Source organism: Streptomyces afghaniensis (assembly GCF_044327915.1).
GTDB lineage: Bacteria > Actinomycetota > Actinomycetes > Streptomycetales > Streptomycetaceae > Streptomyces > Streptomyces afghaniensis.
Genome location: NZ_JBIRGJ010000005.1, coordinates 752,210 through 768,759 on the forward strand (window position 1 = coordinate 752,210; position 16,550 = coordinate 768,759).

The following is a 16,550-nucleotide window of genomic DNA, read 5'->3' on the forward strand; positions in this document are numbered from 1 at the left end:
TGATGGACGTGTTCGCCTACCTGGTCGCCGCGTGGGTCTTCCTGGCCGGCTGCTACGGCCTGGCCACGAGCCGCAATCTCATCCACGCCGTCGGCTGTCTGTCGGTGTGCCAGTCCGCCACCTATGTACTGCTGCTGGCCGTCGGCTACCGGGACGGGGCCACCGCGCCCGTCTACTCCGACCTGGCACCCGGCGCGCGGCCCGTCGTCGACCCGGTCGTACAGGCCCTGGCCCTCACCGATGTCGTCGTCGGTGCCACCGTCACCGCACTGCTCCTCGCCCTCGTCGTGCAGGTCTCCAAGCGGCACGGCACCGTCGACCCCGACGAACTCTCCGAGCTGCGCGGCTGATGCACCACCTGCTGCCGCTCCTCGTCGCCGTCCCGCTGCTCGGGGCCGCCCTGCTGGCCGCCGCGGGCCGTCGCATGCCCCGGGCCGCCGCCGAGTCCGCCGGCTGCGCGGTCTCCGCCGGAACCCTGGCCCTCGCGGTCGTGCTCCTGCTCGACTCCTCGCCACCGCGGGTGGACTGGGTGGGCGGCTGGGTGCCCGTGCGCGGCGAGAGCGTCGGGATCGTCCTGGTGGGGGACGGGCCGGGGCTCGGCATGGCAGCGCTCGCCTCGACGCTGACCCTGGCCGCCCTGGTGTACTCCTGGCACTACTTCGACGAACCGCCGCGCGGGCACTCCGGATCGTTCCCGGCGCTGCTGCTGCTCTTCCAGGCGGGCATGTGCGGTTTCGCGATCGCGGGCGACCTGTTCAACGCGTTCGTGTGGTTCGAGCTGATGAGCGTCGTGGCCTACGCGCTGACCGGCCACCGGGTCGAGGAGGCCCGGGCCGTGCAGGGCGCGCTCACCTTCGGCGTGGTCAACTCGCTGGGCGCGTACGCGATGCTGATGGGCATCGGGCTGCTGTACGCCCGCACCGGCGAGCTGGGCATGACGCGGATCGGGCAGGGGCTGGACGCGCACGGTCCGCCCGACGCGACGGTCCTCGCGGGATTCGTCCTGGTCCTGACCGGGCTCCTGGTCAAGGGCGCGGCGGTCCCGTTCCACTTCTGGCTGCCGGACGCGCACGCGGTGGCACCCACCCCGGTCTGCATGCTGCTGTCGGGCGTCATGGTGGAGCTCGGCGCCTTCGGCGTGTGGCGGGTCTACGACACCGTCTTCTCCGGCCCGGGCGGGCTGCCCGCCGCCGATGTGGAGCGGGCCCTGGTGGCGCTCGGCGCGCTGACGGCGGTCGTCGGCGCGGTCATGTGCTGGTACCAGCGGCACATCAAACGGCTGCTGGCCTACTCGACCGTCGCCCACATGGGGCTGTTCCTCACCGGCATCGGCACCCTCACCCCGGAGGCGGACGACGGGGTCGCCCTGTACGTCCTGGGGCACGCCGGTGTGAAAGCGGCGCTGTTCGCCTGCACGGGCATCCTCCTCGACCGGTACGGCTCGGTCGACGAGCACGCGCTGTACGGCCGGGCCCGGCGGCTGCGCGCGGTGGCCGTGCTGTTCGCCCTGGGCGGTCTCGGCCTCGCCGGGCTGCCGCCCTTCGGCACGGCGCTCGGCAAGTCGGTCACCGAGGAGGCCGTGGGCGGCCCGCTCACCGTGCTGTACGTCCTGGCGAGCGCGGTGACCGCCGGGGCGGTCCTGCGGGTCGCCGCGCGCGTGTTCCTCGGCCTCGGTCCCCGGCCGGAGGAAGGGGACGCGTACGAGACGACCGGCTCCGGCGAGGAGCCCGAGACCCGGCACCGGCTGAGCCGGGTCCCGGACACCATGACGGCGGTGCCGGCGGTGCTGCTCGCCGGATCCCTCGCCGTCGGCGTGGTCCCTGGTTTCGCCGCGGCGGTCGGGCACGCCGTGCAGGAGGCCGGGACCGGCGGCCTGGTGCACGTCCGCGTGCACTGGACCCCGCTCGGCGTCCTGCTCGGCCTCGCCTCCACCGCGCTGGCGCTGGCCCTCGCGGCGGTGGCCGTCACCCGGCCGCGGCTGCTCGCCGCGCCGGACCGGGCGCTGGCGCTGCGGCGCCTGCAGTCCGGGCACGTCGGGGACTACGTCGCGTGGCTGCTGGTGGGCACCACGCTGCTGGGCGCGCTGGCCCTGCCCGGAATCCTCGGTGGCTGATCAGCTCCCGTACGAGACGCGCACCTCCTTGAAGCCCAGGGAACGCAGCAGGCCTTCGAGCATGGCCCTGGTGTTGGTCTCGGCGCGGGCGGTCAGCTCGCTCTCCTTCGCCGCGTCGCCGATGTGTCGTACCGCGAGTTTCTGCACGGCCTGTTCACCGTTGGGGTTGTCCGAGAAGAGGTCGCCGAGGCGGTCGAAGAGACCGCGCTGCTTGGAGACCGCGTAGGAACGGTCGGGGTCCAGGGCCGGCTTGCCCAGTCGAGCGTGCGGCAGCCGGAGCGTGGCGGACGTGCGGTCGCCGTTGACCTGCACGTCGTCGTCGCCGACCTTGCCCAGGTCGACATAGGCGTCGACGGTGCCCGCACCGACGTACAGGGTGCGGGTGCCGCGGATCGCGTCGGGGAGGAACTTGGCGTCCTTCTCCAGGTCCACGACGACCTGGAAGTTGCCGGAGGCGGCGTCGTAACGGCTGAGGTCCTGGACGGACTTCAGCAGCGCGGGGCCGGACCGGTCGTGGGTGTCGGTGCCGAACAGGTCCTTCAGGCCCGGGATCACGCTCAGCCGGATCCCGGCGAAGAACACCACGAGCACCAGCACGAGGGCGCCCACCACCTTCGCCCAGCCGGGCACGCGCCGGGGGAGACGCTTGACGGGAGTCGTCATGCGACGGCCCTCCTTCCTACTGTCCGGATGCCCGCCACGGGCCTTGCCAGACCGGCGGGTTGAGGACGGGAGGTCGTCAGCGGAAGCACGGCAGGGCGCACTCGGCCATCACACCGGGCCGGACGCCGCCTCCGGCTGCTCCAGGGCCGCGTCCAGCGTCGGCTGCGGGGGCAGCAGCCGGTACAGGCCGGTGATCCGCAGGATGCGCAGCGTCAGCGGGTGGGCGCAGACGAGGAGGAGCTGCCCGTTCCGGTCGAGCACCCGGCTCCTGGCCCGGTACAGCAGCCGCAGACCCGAGCAGTCGAAGAACTCGATCCGGCTGAGGTCGATCACGACCCGGGCGGCGCGGCGGTTCGTCTCCCGGTCCAGGTGCGGGGCGATCTCCGTGGCCGCGGCGAGATCGATCTCGCCACGGAACTCCAGCACCGTGTGTCCCCGTTCCTGGCGGACGCGCAGATGCCGGGTGAGCGGTGCAGGTTCCTGCCGCACGACGAGATCGCCTCCAGCCTGCTCCGTGCGTGGGGAGGGGCCGCGGTCCTCCGAACCGTTCCCCGCACTGCAAGTTACCCTCCAACGAGTGAATTTGAGCATGTTCGATTGACATATGTCTCTGAATTGCGGCCGAGTTGGCCGAGGTTCGCGCCGGGGCGTGCGCGGGAGTGAGAGCGGGCGCGATTCTCGGCGTGCGCCTCGGGTCGCGACAGAGTGCCTTCGGGCTACGACAGGGCGTGCCAGGCCTTGATCAGGGCCTGGCGGAACTGCTCGGTCTGGTGTGCCGTGAGGTCGCGCACCATTCGCTCCTCCAGCTCCCGGACGGGCCCGGCGTACTGTGAGAGCAGCTCCCGCCCGGCGCCGGTGAGCAGGATCAGCAGCTCGCGGCGGTTGCGGGGGTTGCGCTCCCGGCGCACCAGCCCGCGGCCCTCCAGGGAGCGGACGAGGTCGGCGATCGACTGCGCGGTCACGAAGGAGTCGCGCGCCAGCTGCGCCGCCGACAGTCCGTCGTGCCGCTCCAGGACGGTCAGAGCGGTGTACTGCAGAGCGGTGATCCCGGAGGGTCTGACGAGGTCGTCCAGGTGGGAGCGCACGACGAGCTCCACCTGCTTGACCATGTAGAGCAGGGAAGGGGGCGCCTTGGTCACCTGTGCGTCGAGCATGGATGCAGGTTAGAGCATTGACAGGAAACCTGTCTGTAATGAGACTGCGAACCAACAGGAATCCTGTTTGTTGAAATCTTGGCGACGACGCTGAGGAGCGGCGATGACCACCTTCGAGAGGGAACCCGGACAGCTGTTCATCGGGGGACAGTGGCGCGAGGCCGCCGACGGAGCGCGTACCGAGGTGGTCGACCCGTCCCGGGGCACGGTCGTCACCACCGTCGCGGAGGCGGGCCCGGCCGACGTCGACGCGGCCGTACGAGCCGCCCGCGAGGCCTACGACGACGGCGCCTGGTCCGGCCTGAGCGGCCGCGAGCGGGGCCGGGTGCTGCACCGCGTCGCCCAGCTGATCCGTGAGAACGCCGACGAGATCGCCGCACTGGAGAGCCTCGACGTCGGCAAGCCGATCACACTGTGCGGCGCGGTCGACGTGACGAACGCGGCCAACGACTACGAGTACTTCGCCAACCTCGCCCAGAGCCAGGACGGCGCCCTGCGCGACACCCCGATGAACGCCCTCGCCTACACCAGGCGCGAGCCGCTCGGCGTGGTCGCCGCGATCACGCCGTTCAACTTCCCGCTGATCCTCGCGGGCAGCAAGCTCGGCCCCGCGCTCGCGGCCGGCAACACCGTCGTCCACAAGCCCGCCGACGAGACCCCGCTCAGTGCCCTGTACATGGCCCGGCTCTTCCAGGAGGCGGGCGTACCGGACGGCGTGGTCAACGTCGTGACCGGCAGCGGACCGGTGGCCGGCGAGGCGCTGCTGCGCCACCGCGGTGTCGACAAGGTCGCCTTCACCGGCTCCACCGCGATCGGCCGGCACGTGGCGAGCGTCGCCGGCGAGGCCCTCAAGCCCGTCACCATGGAGCTCGGCGGGAACGCGGCCCACCTCGTCTTCGAGGACGCCGACCTGGAGAAGGCGGTGGGCGCGGTCATCAAGGGCTTCGTCTTCAACACCGGCCAGTTCTGCATGGGCGGCCCGCGCCTGCTGGTGGCCCGCTCGGTGTACCCCACGCTGCTCGGCATCCTCGCCGAGGCCGTGCCCGGCGTACCGGTCGGCGACCCGCGCGACCCGGCCACCGTCATCGGCCCGATGGCGGCCGAGAAGCACCTGAAGAAGGTCGAGGAGTACGTCGCCCTGGCCCGCAAGGAGGGCGCCCGGATCGTCTGCGGCGGCGAGCGGCTCGACCTGGACGGCGGCTACTACTACAAGCCGACCGTCATCGCCGACCTGTCGAACGACTCCCGCGTGATCCAGGAGGAGATCTTCGGCCCGGTCCTCACCGTCCAGCCCTTCGACGACGAGGACGAGGCCGTCGCCCTCGCCAACTCCACGCCCTACGGCCTGGCCTCGGGCGTCCAGACCACCAACCTCGCCCGCGCGCACCGGGTCGCCGACCGGCTCCAGGCCGGCATCGTCTGGGTCAACGACTGGGCGATGCTCGACCCCGCGGTGCCCTTCGGCGGCGTGAAGGACTCCGGCTACGGCCGCGAGTACGGGCCCGAGGCCCTCGCCGGTTACACCAAGGTCAAGTCCGTCGTCGTCTCGCTCGACTGAGACAGTCGTCAAGGAGTTCTTGCGATGCCCACCACCACCCGTGCCGCGGTCGTCGAGTCCGGCGGCGCGCCCTTCACCCTCTCCGACGTCGTCCTCGACGAGCCCGGCCCGCACGAGGCGCTGGTCCGCATGGTCGCCACCGGCCTGTGCCACACCGACCTCGGTGTGGCGAGCGGCGGACTGCCCTTCCCGCTGCCCGGAGTCCTCGGCCACGAGGGCGCGGGCGTCGTCGAGGCCGTCGGTCCCGACGTCACCGGCGTCGCGCCAGGCGACCACGTCCTGCTCTCCTTCACCTCCTGCGGCGACTGCCGCAACTGCCGCGGCGGGCACCCCGCGTACTGCGCGACCTGGCTGCCGCTGAACCTGCTCGGTGGCAGCCGGGCCGACGGCACGAGCACCATCAGCCGCGCGGGCCAGGCCCTGGGCGGGCACTTCTTCGGCCAGTCATCCTTCGCCGAGCGGGCCCTGGCCGACGAGCGCAGCCTCGTCAAGGTCGACCCGGACGTGCCGCTGGAGTCCATCGCCCCGCTGGGCTGCGGCGTACAGACCGGTGTGGGTGCCGTCTGGAACGTCCTGAAGCCGGACACGGGCAGCACGGTCGTCGTCCTGGGCGCCGGAGCGGTCGGCCTGTCGGCCGTGATGGCGGCGGCCCTCACCCCGGCCACGCGGATCGTCGCCGTCGACCGGGTCGCCGAACGCCTCTCCCTGGCGACGGAACTGGGCGCCACGCACACCGTCGACACGAGCGGGACGGACCTCGCCCCGGCCCTCGCCGAGATCACCGGCGGCCAGGGCGCGGACGGTGTCGTGGAGACCACGGGCAACGTCGGCGTCCTTCGCCAGGGCGTCGACGCGCTCGCCGCCCGCGGCACCCTGGTCGTCGTCGGGGCCCCGCCCTTCGGCACCGAGGTCGCCCTGGACGTGAACGGGCTGCTCGGGGGTAAGCGGATCGTGGGCCTCACCCTCGGCGACAGTGAGACCCAGACCATGATCCCGGCCCTGGTCCGCCTGGTGAAGGACGGGCGGCTGCCGCTGCACCGGCTGATCGGCACGTATCCCTTCGGGGACATCGACCGGGCCGTGCAGGACATGAGGTCGGGCAAGACGATCAAGCCGGTTCTGGTGTTCTGACGGCCGTCGTGCGGGTTCGCATGAGAGCTCGGGGGTGCGGGGGACCGGCGTGTGCGGCTCTGCCGTGGCTTGTCGCGCAGTTCCCCGCGCCCCTTCGGGGCTCGCCTCAGTCGTTCACCAGGACCAGCTTCCCCGTCGTCCGGCCCGTGTCGCCCGAGGCGTGGGCCTCCGCGGCGGCGGACAGCGGGAAGGTTCCGGCGATCGTGGCGCGGAGCCTGCCCGTCCCGGCGAGTTCCGCGATCGTCTCCATGCCGGCGCGGTCGGCGTCGACCAGCATCCGGACCGCGCGCACACCGAGCCGCCCGGCCTCCTCGTAGAAGTCGTCCGAACCACCCGGCAGGATCGACACCACGATCCCGCCCGGGCGCAGCACGCGCAGGGAGCGCAGCGCGTTGTCGCCGCCGATCGTGTCCAGGACGACGTCGGCGTCCTTCACGGCCTCGGTGAAGTCCGTCTCCCGGTAGTCCACCGCCTCGTCCACGCCGATCTCCCGCAGGAACTCGTGCTTGCCCGCGCTCGCCGTGCCGATCACGTACGCGCCGCGCGCCTTCGCGATCTGCACCGCCACGTGCCCGACCCCGCCCGCCGCGGCGTGGATCAGCACCCGCTGCCCGGACTTCAGGTCCGCGTGCTCGACGAGGGCCTGCCACGCGGTCAGCGACACCAGCGGCAGCGCGCCCGCCTGGACGTGGTCGATCCCGGCCGGCTTGCGCGCCAGGGCGCGAACCGGAGCGATGACGTACTCGGCGTGCGAGCCGTGCCCGAACGGATACGGCAGCATGCCGAAGACCTCGTCACCGGGCGCGAACGCCGCGACGCCGATGCCGACCGCCTCCACCACGCCGGAGACGTCCCAGCCGAGGACGAAGGGCGGCTCGCCCAGGAAGCCGCCCGTGGCGCGGTGCTTCCAGTCGGTCGGATTGACCCCGGCGGCCCGCACCCGGACCAGCACCTCGTTCGGCCGGGGTGCCGGGCGCTCGACTTCCACTTCCTTCAGGACCTCGGGACCGCCGAGGACGTCCTGGCTGATGGCTCGCATCGTGTTCTGTGTGCTCATGGTCATCCAGCGTGCCCGCCCGCGCCCGGGCCCGCCAATGGCAGGATGGTCAACCTTCGATAGGATCGTGCCATGCGACGTGAGCGAGTGGTGGTCCTGGCCCTGGACGGCGTGTACCCGTTCGAACTGGGCATCCCCAGCCGGATCCTGGGCGCCGCCGACGACCGGTACGAGGTGCTGACCTGCTCGGTCGACGGCGGTCCGGTCCGTACGAACGCGGACTTCGGCGTCACCGTGGAGCACGGCCCGCGTGCCCTGGCCACGGCCGACACCGTGGTGATCGCGCCCGTCGCGCCCGCCCACCTGACGGACGGGGTGCCCGGCGACGTCCTGGACGCGCTCAGGCTCATCCGCCCCGGGACACGCATCGTCTCCATCTGCACCGGAGCCTTCGTGCTCGCCGCCGCCGGGCTCCTCGACGGGCGCAGGGCGACCACGCACTGGCAGGTCGCCGACCGCTTCCGCCGCATGTTCCCGCACGTCGACCTCGACCCCGACGTGCTGTTCGTCGACGACCACCCGGTCCTCACCTCCGCAGGAGCCGCCTCCGGCGTGGACGTCTGCCTGCACCTGATCCGCAAGGACCACGGCAGCCTGCTGGCCAACACCGTCGCCCGCCGCTGCGTGGTCCCGCCGTTCCGGGACGGCGGCCAGGCCCAGTACATCGAACAGCCCGTCCCCGAACAGGGCGCCGCGAGCACCGCGGCCACCCGCTCCTGGGCCCTGGAACGCCTCGGTGAACCGCTCACCCTGGCCGACCTCGCCGGCCACGCCCGGATGAGCCTGCGCACCTTCGCCCGCCGCTTCCACGACGAGGTGGGCCTCAGCCCCGGCCGCTGGCTGATCCAGCAGCGGGTGGCCCGGGCCCGGCATCTGCTGGAATCCAGCGATCTCACCGTCGACCAGATCGCGGGCCGGGTCGGCTTCGCGACCGGCGCCTCCCTGCGCCAGCACCTGAACGCGGCGATCGGAGTGTCCCCGCAGGCCTACCGCCGTACGTTCCAGACCACCCGCTGACCCGGCAGGACCGGCGTCCGGCCAACTGGGCCGACAGCAAAGCAATTTGTCGACCTGTTGCTTTCTGTCGGAGCGTGACGGAACCCTCACGTCCACCGGTGGACGAGGTTGATCCTTTCGGGTTGAAACCCGATAAGGTTCCGAACGGCGCTGCGAGTTGACGCGATCGCGTCCGGTCGACTCGCGGTGCGTACTCATGAGTGCGGTCCACACCCCCCGTTCGATCGTGTTGCCTCGAAGGATGCAGATGGAACTCGCCACTCCGCCACCGGCGGCGCGGGCCCCTGTCGCCTGGTACAGCTGGTGGTTGATGCCGCTGGGCTTGGGAGGCGGGACCGTTGCCGCCACGTTCATGAGCTCGGAGCGAATAACCACGGCCGTCGCCGGTGTCGCGGCGACGGCGGCCGGTGCCATGTGTGTACGCCTGCTGCTGCGCACCCGGGCCCAACTGCACCGGGCGGAGGGTTCCTTCCGCACCACGCAGGCCGAGCACAACCAGCAGTGGCAGCAGCATGTCGCCGGCCTGGAACGGAAGTTCTCCGCCGAACGCGCCACCCTGGAGTCCCAGCTCACCGAGCAGAACGCCTCGTACGAGCGGCGCCTCGCCGAGCAGAGCGCCACGTACGAGGCGCAGCTCGCCGACCGGTCCCGGGCCTATGAGGAACGGCTGACCGAGCAGGCCAGATCCTACGAGGCCCAGCTCGCCGACCAGGCCGAGGTCTGGCAGGAGCAGCTCTCCCACCAGCTCGCCGCGGTCGCCCGGCTCGCCGACGAGCAGCTGCCCGACGCGATGGAGAAGCTGCGGGCCGGCGACGCCATCGACGACCTGCTGCCCACCGTCAACCAGTGCGCCAAGGTCAGTTCGGAACTCCAGGCCGAGCTGCGCAAGCTGCTGCGCACCTCGCTGATCGGCCTGGAGGCGGAGTTCGACCGCTCCACCTCCGCCGAACAGGCCGTGATCAGCATCGGCAACCGCATCCACGTCCTGACCAGCAAGCTCCGCGGCCGGCTGCATGAGATGCAGGGCGAGCACGGCAGGCTCCCGGCCGTCGCACGCGGCCTGATGGAGCTCGACCAGGAACTCGGCCCCGCCGACTCGCTCGCCGCGAGCATCGGTGTGCTCGGCGGCTCGGACCGGCCCGGCCGGCAGTGGCAGGAGCCGCAGCGGCTGCTGAGCGTGGTGCGCGGCGGCATCGGCCGGATCAAGGACTTCCACCGGATCCAGGTGCGCCACCTGCCCGAACTGGGCGTCGACGGCGGCCTCGTCGACCACCTCACGCTGATCCTGGCACACCTCCTGGACAACGCGGCCCGCTACTCGCCGCCCACCGAGCCGGTGCTCATCTCCGGCAAGGAGGTCCCCAACGGTGTCGGCATCGAGATCCAGGACTCCGGCAAGGGCCTGAGCGAGGAGAAGAAGCGCGAGGCCGAGCACGCCCTCGCGGGCACCGCGCCCGGCGCGGGCCTCGGCGGCATCACCGAGGACGCGAGCATCGGCCTGCGCGTCGTGGGCGCCCTCGCCCGCCGCTACGGCATCCGGGTCACCTTCGCGGACTCGCCCTGGCTCGGCACCTCCGTGGTGGTCGTGGTCCCCCACAAGTACTTCAGCCCGCTGCCCGCGGCCCCGGCCGCCCAGGCCGCGCCCGCCCCGGAGGTGCGCACCGCCTCGGCCGCGGCCCGCGAGACGGCACCGGCACCGGCCGCGGCGGCGCAGACGGAGAGCGTGGAGACCACACCCGGCGGACTGCCCCGGCGCCGCAGCAAGCGGAACGAGACGGACGCGCCCAGGCAGGCCGAGCGGACCGACCGCAGCACCGTCTCCGCCGTCCCGCCGGACGCCTCCTTCTCCGGGCTCGCGGCCTTCGCCACCGCCGGACGCCACGCCGCAGAGGCCTCCCAGGCGGCCGACGACCGCGAGATCCCCGCCGGACGCGAGTCCACCGAGCACCGCACCGAAGAGAGCGACTAGTCCTCATGACGCAGCAAGGAACAGATGTGAGCTGGGCGCTCCGCGATCTCGTCGAGAGCATCCAGGAGATCCGTTTCGCCCTCGTGGCCTCCAGCGACGGCAAGGCCATCACCTCCTACGGCGCCGAAGACCCCGACGACGTCGACCGCTTCGCCGCCGTGGTGGCCGGCCTCCAGGCCCTGGCCCAGCCGGTCGCCGAACAGTTCCCCAAGTACGCCGGGCAGTTGCGCCTCGCGATGATCGAGGTCGACGGCGGGCACCTCTTCGTCGTCCGCGCCGGTGTGGAGACGTACCTCGGTGTCCTCGCCAGGGAGGGCCTCGACCAGGGCCTGCTCGGACACCAGATGAGGGACCTGGCCCGCAGGATGGGTGAGCTCCTCGGTACCACTCCGCGCCTGGAGGAGCACTCTGGATGAGTGCTCCCCGCAGGCCGTCGGACCCGTCCGGTCTCGAGCGCTACTACGTCCTCACGGGAGGGCGCAGCGGACCGGGCGGTTCGGCATCGAGCCTCGACGTGGCGACTCTCGTCGTTTCCCGCGCCGCCCCGTTACCGGGCATGCAGCACGAGCACGAGGAGATCCTCCGCCGCTGCCGCGACCCGCTGTCGGTCGCCGAGCTCGGCGCTCACCTCGGGCTCCCCTTCAACATTCTGGCGGTGCTGCTGTCGGACCTGCTGGACGCAGGTCGCGTCGAAGCCCGTAACCCCATCCCGGCGCACGACGCCGGCCGCGGGCCCGACCTCGCGCTCCTTGAGGAGGTACTCAGTGGACTTGAAAGGCTTTGACCAACCCGGAGGGCGGGCGGCCGGGGACACCCGCTCGGTGAAGGTGATGATCGCCGGCGGCTTCGGCACCGGGAAGACCACCATGGTCCGGTCGGTCAGCGACATCAAGCCGCTCACCACCGAGGAGACCCTCACCCAGGCCAGCGCCGACGTCGACCACCTCGTCGGCGTCGCCGACAAGACGCAGACCACCGTCAGCCTGGACTTCGGCAAGATCGGCATCAACGAGAGCCTGGTGCTGTACCTGTTCGGCACGCCCGGGCAGGAACGGTTCTGGTTCCTGTGGAACGGGCTGTTCAAGGGGGCCCTCGGAGCCGTCGTCCTGGTGGACACACGCCGCCTGGAGTCCAGTTTCCGGGCGATCGAGGAGATGGAGCGGCTGGAAGTCCCCTTCGTGGTCGCGCTGAACGTCTTTCCCGACTCGCGGAACTACCCGGTGGAGGAGATCCGGGACGCCCTGGACATCCCCGAGCACACCCCGGTCGTGGCCTTCGACGCCCGCGACCGGGCCTCCAGCAGGGACGTCCTGGTCGCACTGATCCACCATCTGAAGGAACGCTCGGCCGTGGCCCTGGAGCCCCGATGAACGACTCGACCGAATCCGGACTCCAGGCCGTGCGGGGCTGCCCCGTCGCCCACCACGGGGCCGACCTGACCAGGCTGTACGGCCCGGACGCCGCGACCGACCCGGCGGGCATCTACGAGCGGCTGCGCAAGGAGCACGGCTCGGTCGCGCCGGTCCTGCTCGAAGGCGACGTGCCCGCCTGGCTGGTCCTCGGCTACCGCGACAACCGGCGCGTGCTCGACAACCCCCGCCAGTTCAGCCGGGACGCCCGGATCTGGCGGGACTGGCGGGAGGGCCGGATCGAGGAGACCTCGCCGATCATGCCGATGGTCGGCTGGCGCCCCGACTGTGTGTCCCAGGACGGCGAACCGCACCGCAGGCTGCGCGGCGCCGTCACCGACGGGCTGCAGGCGGCGGCCGTCCGGGGCATCCGGCGGCACGTCACGCACTTCGCGAACAAGCAGATCGACGCGTTCGCCGACGCCGGGCGCGCCGACCTCGTGGCCGACTACGCCGAGCAACTGCCGATGCTCGTGCTCACCCGGATGCTGGGCCTTCCCGCGGCGGACGCGCAACGCCTGATCGAGTCGTGCGCCCAGGTCTTCAAGGGCGGTGAGGGCGCCCTCGAGCACAACGACCGGATCATGCAGATCCTCGCGGAACTCGCCGAGCGCAAGCTGGCCGAGCCGGGCTCCGACTTCGCCACGGCCCTGCTGGAGCACCCGGCCGGCCTCGACCATGACGAGGTCGTCAGCCATCTGCGTCTGGTGCTGATCGCCGCGCACACCACCACCAGCAATCTGCTGGCCCGGGTCCTGCAACGGGTCCTCACCGACGCCGCCCGGCTGTCCGGTCTGGTCAGCGGGGAGCTGAACATCTCCTCGGTGGTGGAAGAGGTCATGTGGGACACCCCGCCGCTGTCCGTGCTGCCGGGCCGGTTCGCCACCGCCGACCTGGAGCTCGGAGGCCATCACGTCCAGGAGGGAGAACTGCTCATCCTGGGCCTGGCCGCCGGCAACGTCGACCCGGAGGTACGGCCCGACTCGGCCGTCGCCGTGCAGGGCAACCAGTCGCACCTGGCGTTCAGCGCCGGACCGCACGAGTGCCCGGGGCAGAACATCGGCCAGTCCATCATCGAGATCGGCGTGGACGTCCTGCTGCACCGGCTGCCGGACCTGCGCCTGGCCGTACCGCCGGAAGAACTCAGCTCGACCGCCTCCACATGGGAGTCCCGGCTGGACAGCCTGCCGGTCGAGTTCACCGTCTAGACCACGCAGGCGGACCGTTGCCCGGCCGGCTTCCGGCCGGGCAACGCCGTGCGTGTCAGCCGTCGAGCCAGTCGCCCGCGACGTCCGTGGGGCGGTATCCCGTGGCGTTCCAGAGGAAATGCGGGTGGGCGCCGCCGAACATGTAGGCGAGCAGCGCGGTGTCCTCCCTCCCGGTCCGAGGGTCGTGCAGGGCGTGGAACCTCTCGGACCCGACTACGCCGGCGTCCTGCTGGACCTGACGGGCGCGGTCCGGCGACGGTGCGGCGGTGGATGCCTCCACGGCGGCGATGTAGGTGCGACGCAAGATCTCCCATGTGCTGTCCGTGTTGCCGTACCACGGGCCGTGCAGTGCCTCGAAGGCATGGAGCTCGGCGTCGAAGAGGGCCCATGTCCCGGGGAATTGGGCTCGACAGCGTGCGGACAGCTCGGCGGCCCGGGTGCTCAGGGCCCGTACGGTGGGCCGCGGGGCGATGGTGAGGGTGGTGCCGTCGGTGAGGATGCCGGTGCACGGGTTGGGCTGCAGGTCGCACAACGGGCAGTCCTCCGCCGGGGGAAGGCCCTGGGTGATGCCGTCGAACCACAGGGCATGGCGGCCCGTGAGCCCCATCCAGACGATGGTGGTGGTCATCAGCCAGGTGTTCCACATCGGGCTGTGGGCCTCGGGCATGCAGCCGTACTTGACGAGGGCTATCGCGCAGGCAGCGTAGAGCGCCTTGGTGTGGGTGGGCATCTCGGCGAGCCAGAAGTTGCTGATCTCGCCGGTGAGGGCATCGGCTCGTACATCGGCCATGTCATCTATGACGCGGCACAGCAGCAGGGAGGCGAGGTTTTCCTCCTGCCAGAGTTCGGTGTCGGGGGCGACGTGCCAGAACAGGCAGTCCAGCATCTGCAGGGCTGAATAGGCGCTCTGGTTGAGCGGGTTGGTCTGGGGGAGCATGACGCTGCCCGCGTCGTGCTGTCGGAGCCAGTACTCGTCGACGGATCGCTTGTGGGCCGCGAAGAGTCCGGAGACCAGGGCCCGTGCGCTGTTGGTGCTGAAATTCTCGGCCAGGCGGCCTTCGACGTGCTGGGTGAGGCGCGCTGTGTCGATGGTGTCGATCACGCGTTTGTATTCGTGGAAGACGAGGATGTCGTCCTCGAAGCGGTGGCGGTGGCCGAGGTCTCGTTCGAGGTCGTTCATCTGCCGGGTCCAGGACCATCCACCGGTCAGGACGCTGTCGAGTTCCCGGCGGTGTGGCCAGGTCTTGACGGACAGGGGACGGCCGGCGCTCTGCCGCCACCGGTAGTCGTCCAGCGTGCGTGCGGGGGGCGTGGGCAGCCGACGGCACAGAGGGCAGGCGCAGACGGTTGTCTGCTCCTCCTCGCGCGGCGGGGTGAGTGCCCGGCTCCTCCAGGCCCCTTCCAGCATCGTGCAGGTCAGTCTGCAGACCTCGATGTCGGTGCTGATCTGCGGGAAGGCTGCTTCGATCATGCGCAGGCTGGTGTCGAGGTGCCTCAACCTGGCGTAGCCCTCCTCGTCGGGCGGGAGGAACGCGGGCCGCGCCAGATGGAGGGCTCCCTCCACATGCAGCGTGGTGCTGGAGTGGGGGGAGCCGAACGCGTTCAGCCGCTGCTGAGCGGCGTCCTGGGACCTTCGGTACTGCTCCGTGCTCCCCTTGATGTGTTTCACCAGGAGGCCGGCCAGGGTGTTCCCCGCCTCCGTGGGCTGGAGCTGGGCGCTTGGCTGCGCCGGGATCGAGCTGATGGCGGACGCCTTCGGAACAGCACCTGCGACTCGAGATTTCACACCGGTCTCCCAATGAACTGTGGTCCTGGCAACGGAATCGATCGACCGTGGTCGTTGACCGGCATGATCAGGAAGCACTCGCGGGCCCGTCAGGCGTAGCGCGACCACTGGATCCGGGAGGCGCTGCTTCGCCCGAGGCGTGTGGGTGGCTGACAGGGGGGTCGAAGGACAGGTCGAACCGGACGGCCTGAGGCATGCGTTTCCTTTCGGGAGACGGACGGCAGAGTCCCCCCACCCCTGCGAGCGGACGGTGCCGTGACCGCCCGCACACTCGAACTGGGCTTCGCAGTCCGAAAGTTGAACCGAGAAGCGGTACGAGGCTGCCCACGGCGGGAATAAGCCATTCCGTGACCCTGCCGTGATCTCCGTTACTGCCCGAAGCACATGAGCTGCGTATACTCCCTCGTCCCTCACCCGGTACCGGCTTGTCCGCCGAGCCTCCGGGGACCCGGAACGCCACACTGGTCGGAGTACGTCCGACGACTCTCCAGGAGGCGCACCGACGATGACGTCCGCACCCGCACGCAGCGCTGAGCAGCGCACGAAGGACACCCTGCACCGTCTCGAACACGACGTGGACGCCTGGGTCGCCACGGCCGACGGCACGTCGGGGACGCCGTACCTCGTCCCGCTGTCGTTCCTCTGGAACGGCTCGTACCTGCTGTTCGCCACCCCCGCGTCGAGCCCCACCGGACGGAACCTCGCCGCGACCGGCCGGGCCCGGGTCGGCATCGGGCCGACCCGCGACGTCGTCATGGTGGAAGGCGCGGTGGAGACCGTCCAGCCCGCCGAGCTGACCGAGCAGGACGCCGAACTCTTCGCCGCCAAGACGGGATTCGACCCCCGCCGGCTCGCCACGCCGTACCTCTACTTCCGCGTCGTGCCGCAGCGCGTACAGGCCTGGCGGGAGGCCGATGAACTCGACGGCCGTGAACTCATGCGCGACGGACGGTGGTTGACGGCCGACTGAATCGGCCCGGCCGGGATAACCGCAAGGTACGGATCCGCGGGGCACGACCGCCCCGCGGCCGGAATCCTGCGGAGGAGACATGGCACTGGTGAAAGCGGGTGTCCTGGTGCTCGACTGTGCCGAGCCCGAGAAGCTCGCCCTGTTCTACAAGGAGCTGCTGGAAGGGGAGGAGGCGGACGCGACCGCCAACCGGGTGGAGATCAAGGGCGCGGACGGCTTCCGCATCGCCCTGCGCCGGGACGTCAACGCGACCCCGCCCAGCTGGCCCCGCCCCGAGAACTCCCTCCAGGCCCACCTGGAGTTCGTGGTGGACGACCTCGACGCGGTGGAACGCCGGGTCGTCGCCCTCGGCGGCCGTCCCCTGGAGGCCAAGGAGGCCTCGGGCCCCCTGGAGGAGCGCGGCTACGCCGACCCGGCCGGCCACTCCTTCACCCTGCGCCGCACCCCGCCGACCGCACCGAAGCAGGGCTGACGGGCGAGCTCGTGTGCGCGGGCCGGGGTGCTGTCGTGGCCGG

General features: G+C 71.3%; 17 protein-coding genes. 12 read left to right on the top strand and 5 right to left on the bottom strand.

Features of this window, described 5'->3' with window-relative positions; all coding sequences use genetic code 11:
• Positions 1-2: 2 nt before the first annotated feature.
• Both ACH4G3_RS21980 and ACH4G3_RS21985 read left to right on the top strand, forming a co-directional pair.
• The gene (locus tag ACH4G3_RS21980; RefSeq protein WP_397626083.1) at positions 3-350 is read left to right on the top strand and encodes a sodium:proton antiporter; all 348 of its coding nucleotides are present in this window, start codon (positions 3-5) and stop codon (positions 348-350) included.
• The gene (locus tag ACH4G3_RS21985) at positions 350-2,113 is read left to right on the top strand and encodes a complex I subunit 5 family protein (protein WP_397626084.1); all 1,764 of its coding nucleotides are present in this window, start codon (positions 350-352) and stop codon (positions 2,111-2,113) included. The genes ACH4G3_RS21980 and ACH4G3_RS21985 overlap by 1 nt, the downstream gene beginning before the upstream one ends.
• On the opposite strand, the gene ACH4G3_RS21990 is transcribed toward ACH4G3_RS21985, so the two are convergent.
• The 3 genes from ACH4G3_RS21990 to ACH4G3_RS22000 all read right to left on the bottom strand — a co-directional run bounded on the left by ACH4G3_RS21990 (position 2,114) and on the right by ACH4G3_RS22000 (position 3,930).
• Positions 2,114-2,776, bottom strand: a complete 663-nt coding sequence (locus ACH4G3_RS21990; protein ID WP_397626085.1) for a DUF4230 domain-containing protein — start codon at positions 2,774-2,776, stop codon at positions 2,114-2,116.
• A 108-nt stretch (positions 2,777-2,884) separates the two neighbouring features.
• Complete coding sequence (locus ACH4G3_RS21995) at positions 2,885-3,265, bottom strand: anti-sigma factor antagonist (RefSeq protein ID WP_397626086.1); 381 nt, start codon at positions 3,263-3,265, stop codon at positions 2,885-2,887.
• A 227-nt stretch (positions 3,266-3,492) separates the two neighbouring features.
• Positions 3,493-3,930, bottom strand: coding sequence for a MarR family winged helix-turn-helix transcriptional regulator (locus tag ACH4G3_RS22000; RefSeq protein WP_397626087.1), 438 nt, complete (start codon positions 3,928-3,930; stop codon positions 3,493-3,495).
• Between the two features lie 103 nt (positions 3,931-4,033).
• On the opposite strand from ACH4G3_RS22000, the gene ACH4G3_RS22005 reads away from it, so the two are divergent.
• Both ACH4G3_RS22005 and ACH4G3_RS22010 read left to right on the top strand, forming a co-directional pair.
• Positions 4,034-5,488 carry an aldehyde dehydrogenase family protein gene (locus tag ACH4G3_RS22005; protein WP_397626088.1) on the top strand — a complete coding sequence of 485 codons (1,455 nt, stop codon included), beginning with the start codon at positions 4,034-4,036 and terminating at the stop codon, positions 5,486-5,488.
• A 24-nt stretch (positions 5,489-5,512) separates the two neighbouring features.
• Entirely contained in the window at positions 5,513-6,619 is a 1,107-nt protein-coding gene (locus ACH4G3_RS22010) for an NAD(P)-dependent alcohol dehydrogenase (RefSeq protein ID WP_397626089.1), read from the top strand.
• A gap of 106 nt (positions 6,620-6,725) precedes the next feature.
• Here the strand turns inward: ACH4G3_RS22010 and ACH4G3_RS22015 are convergent, their stop codons facing one another.
• Complete coding sequence (locus ACH4G3_RS22015; protein ID WP_397626090.1) at positions 6,726-7,676, bottom strand: NADP-dependent oxidoreductase; 951 nt, start codon at positions 7,674-7,676, stop codon at positions 6,726-6,728.
• Between the two features lie 72 nt (positions 7,677-7,748).
• Between ACH4G3_RS22015 and ACH4G3_RS22020 the strand changes: the two genes are divergently transcribed.
• The 6 genes from ACH4G3_RS22020 to ACH4G3_RS22045 all read left to right on the top strand — a co-directional run bounded on the left by ACH4G3_RS22020 (position 7,749) and on the right by ACH4G3_RS22045 (position 13,279).
• Positions 7,749-8,693 (top strand): GlxA family transcriptional regulator, encoded by a 945-nt coding sequence (locus ACH4G3_RS22020; protein ID WP_397626091.1) that lies wholly within the window; start codon positions 7,749-7,751, stop codon positions 8,691-8,693.
• 247 nt (positions 8,694-8,940) lie between these two features.
• Positions 8,941-10,662, top strand: coding sequence for a sensor histidine kinase (locus ACH4G3_RS22025; protein WP_397626092.1), 1,722 nt, complete (start codon positions 8,941-8,943; stop codon positions 10,660-10,662).
• A gap of 5 nt (positions 10,663-10,667) precedes the next feature.
• Entirely contained in the window at positions 10,668-11,078 is a 411-nt protein-coding gene (locus ACH4G3_RS22030; protein WP_003994857.1) for a roadblock/LC7 domain-containing protein, read from the top strand.
• Positions 11,075-11,446, top strand: a complete 372-nt coding sequence (locus ACH4G3_RS22035) for a DUF742 domain-containing protein (protein WP_033308582.1) — start codon at positions 11,075-11,077, stop codon at positions 11,444-11,446. Before ACH4G3_RS22030 ends, ACH4G3_RS22035 begins: the two co-directional genes overlap by 4 nt.
• Positions 11,427-12,032, top strand: coding sequence for a GTP-binding protein (locus tag ACH4G3_RS22040; RefSeq protein WP_397626093.1), 606 nt, complete (start codon positions 11,427-11,429; stop codon positions 12,030-12,032). The genes ACH4G3_RS22035 and ACH4G3_RS22040 overlap by 20 nt, the downstream gene beginning before the upstream one ends.
• Positions 12,029-13,279 carry a cytochrome P450 gene (locus tag ACH4G3_RS22045; protein ID WP_397626094.1) on the top strand — a complete coding sequence of 417 codons (1,251 nt, stop codon included), beginning with the start codon at positions 12,029-12,031 and terminating at the stop codon, positions 13,277-13,279. The genes ACH4G3_RS22040 and ACH4G3_RS22045 overlap by 4 nt, the downstream gene beginning before the upstream one ends.
• Positions 13,280-13,334: 55 nt before the next feature.
• Here the strand turns inward: ACH4G3_RS22045 and ACH4G3_RS22050 are convergent, their stop codons facing one another.
• On the bottom strand, positions 13,335-15,065 hold the full coding sequence (locus ACH4G3_RS22050) for a hypothetical protein (RefSeq protein WP_397626095.1): 1,731 nt from the start codon (positions 15,063-15,065) through the stop codon (positions 13,335-13,337).
• 505 nt (positions 15,066-15,570) lie between these two features.
• Between ACH4G3_RS22050 and ACH4G3_RS22055 the strand changes: the two genes are divergently transcribed.
• Positions 15,571-16,035 (top strand): pyridoxamine 5'-phosphate oxidase family protein, encoded by a 465-nt coding sequence (locus ACH4G3_RS22055; protein WP_397626096.1) that lies wholly within the window; start codon positions 15,571-15,573, stop codon positions 16,033-16,035.
• Between the two features lie 79 nt (positions 16,036-16,114).
• Positions 16,115-16,507 carry a VOC family protein gene (locus ACH4G3_RS22060; protein WP_397626097.1) on the top strand — a complete coding sequence of 131 codons (393 nt, stop codon included), beginning with the start codon at positions 16,115-16,117 and terminating at the stop codon, positions 16,505-16,507.
• Positions 16,508-16,550: the final 43 nt, after the last annotated feature.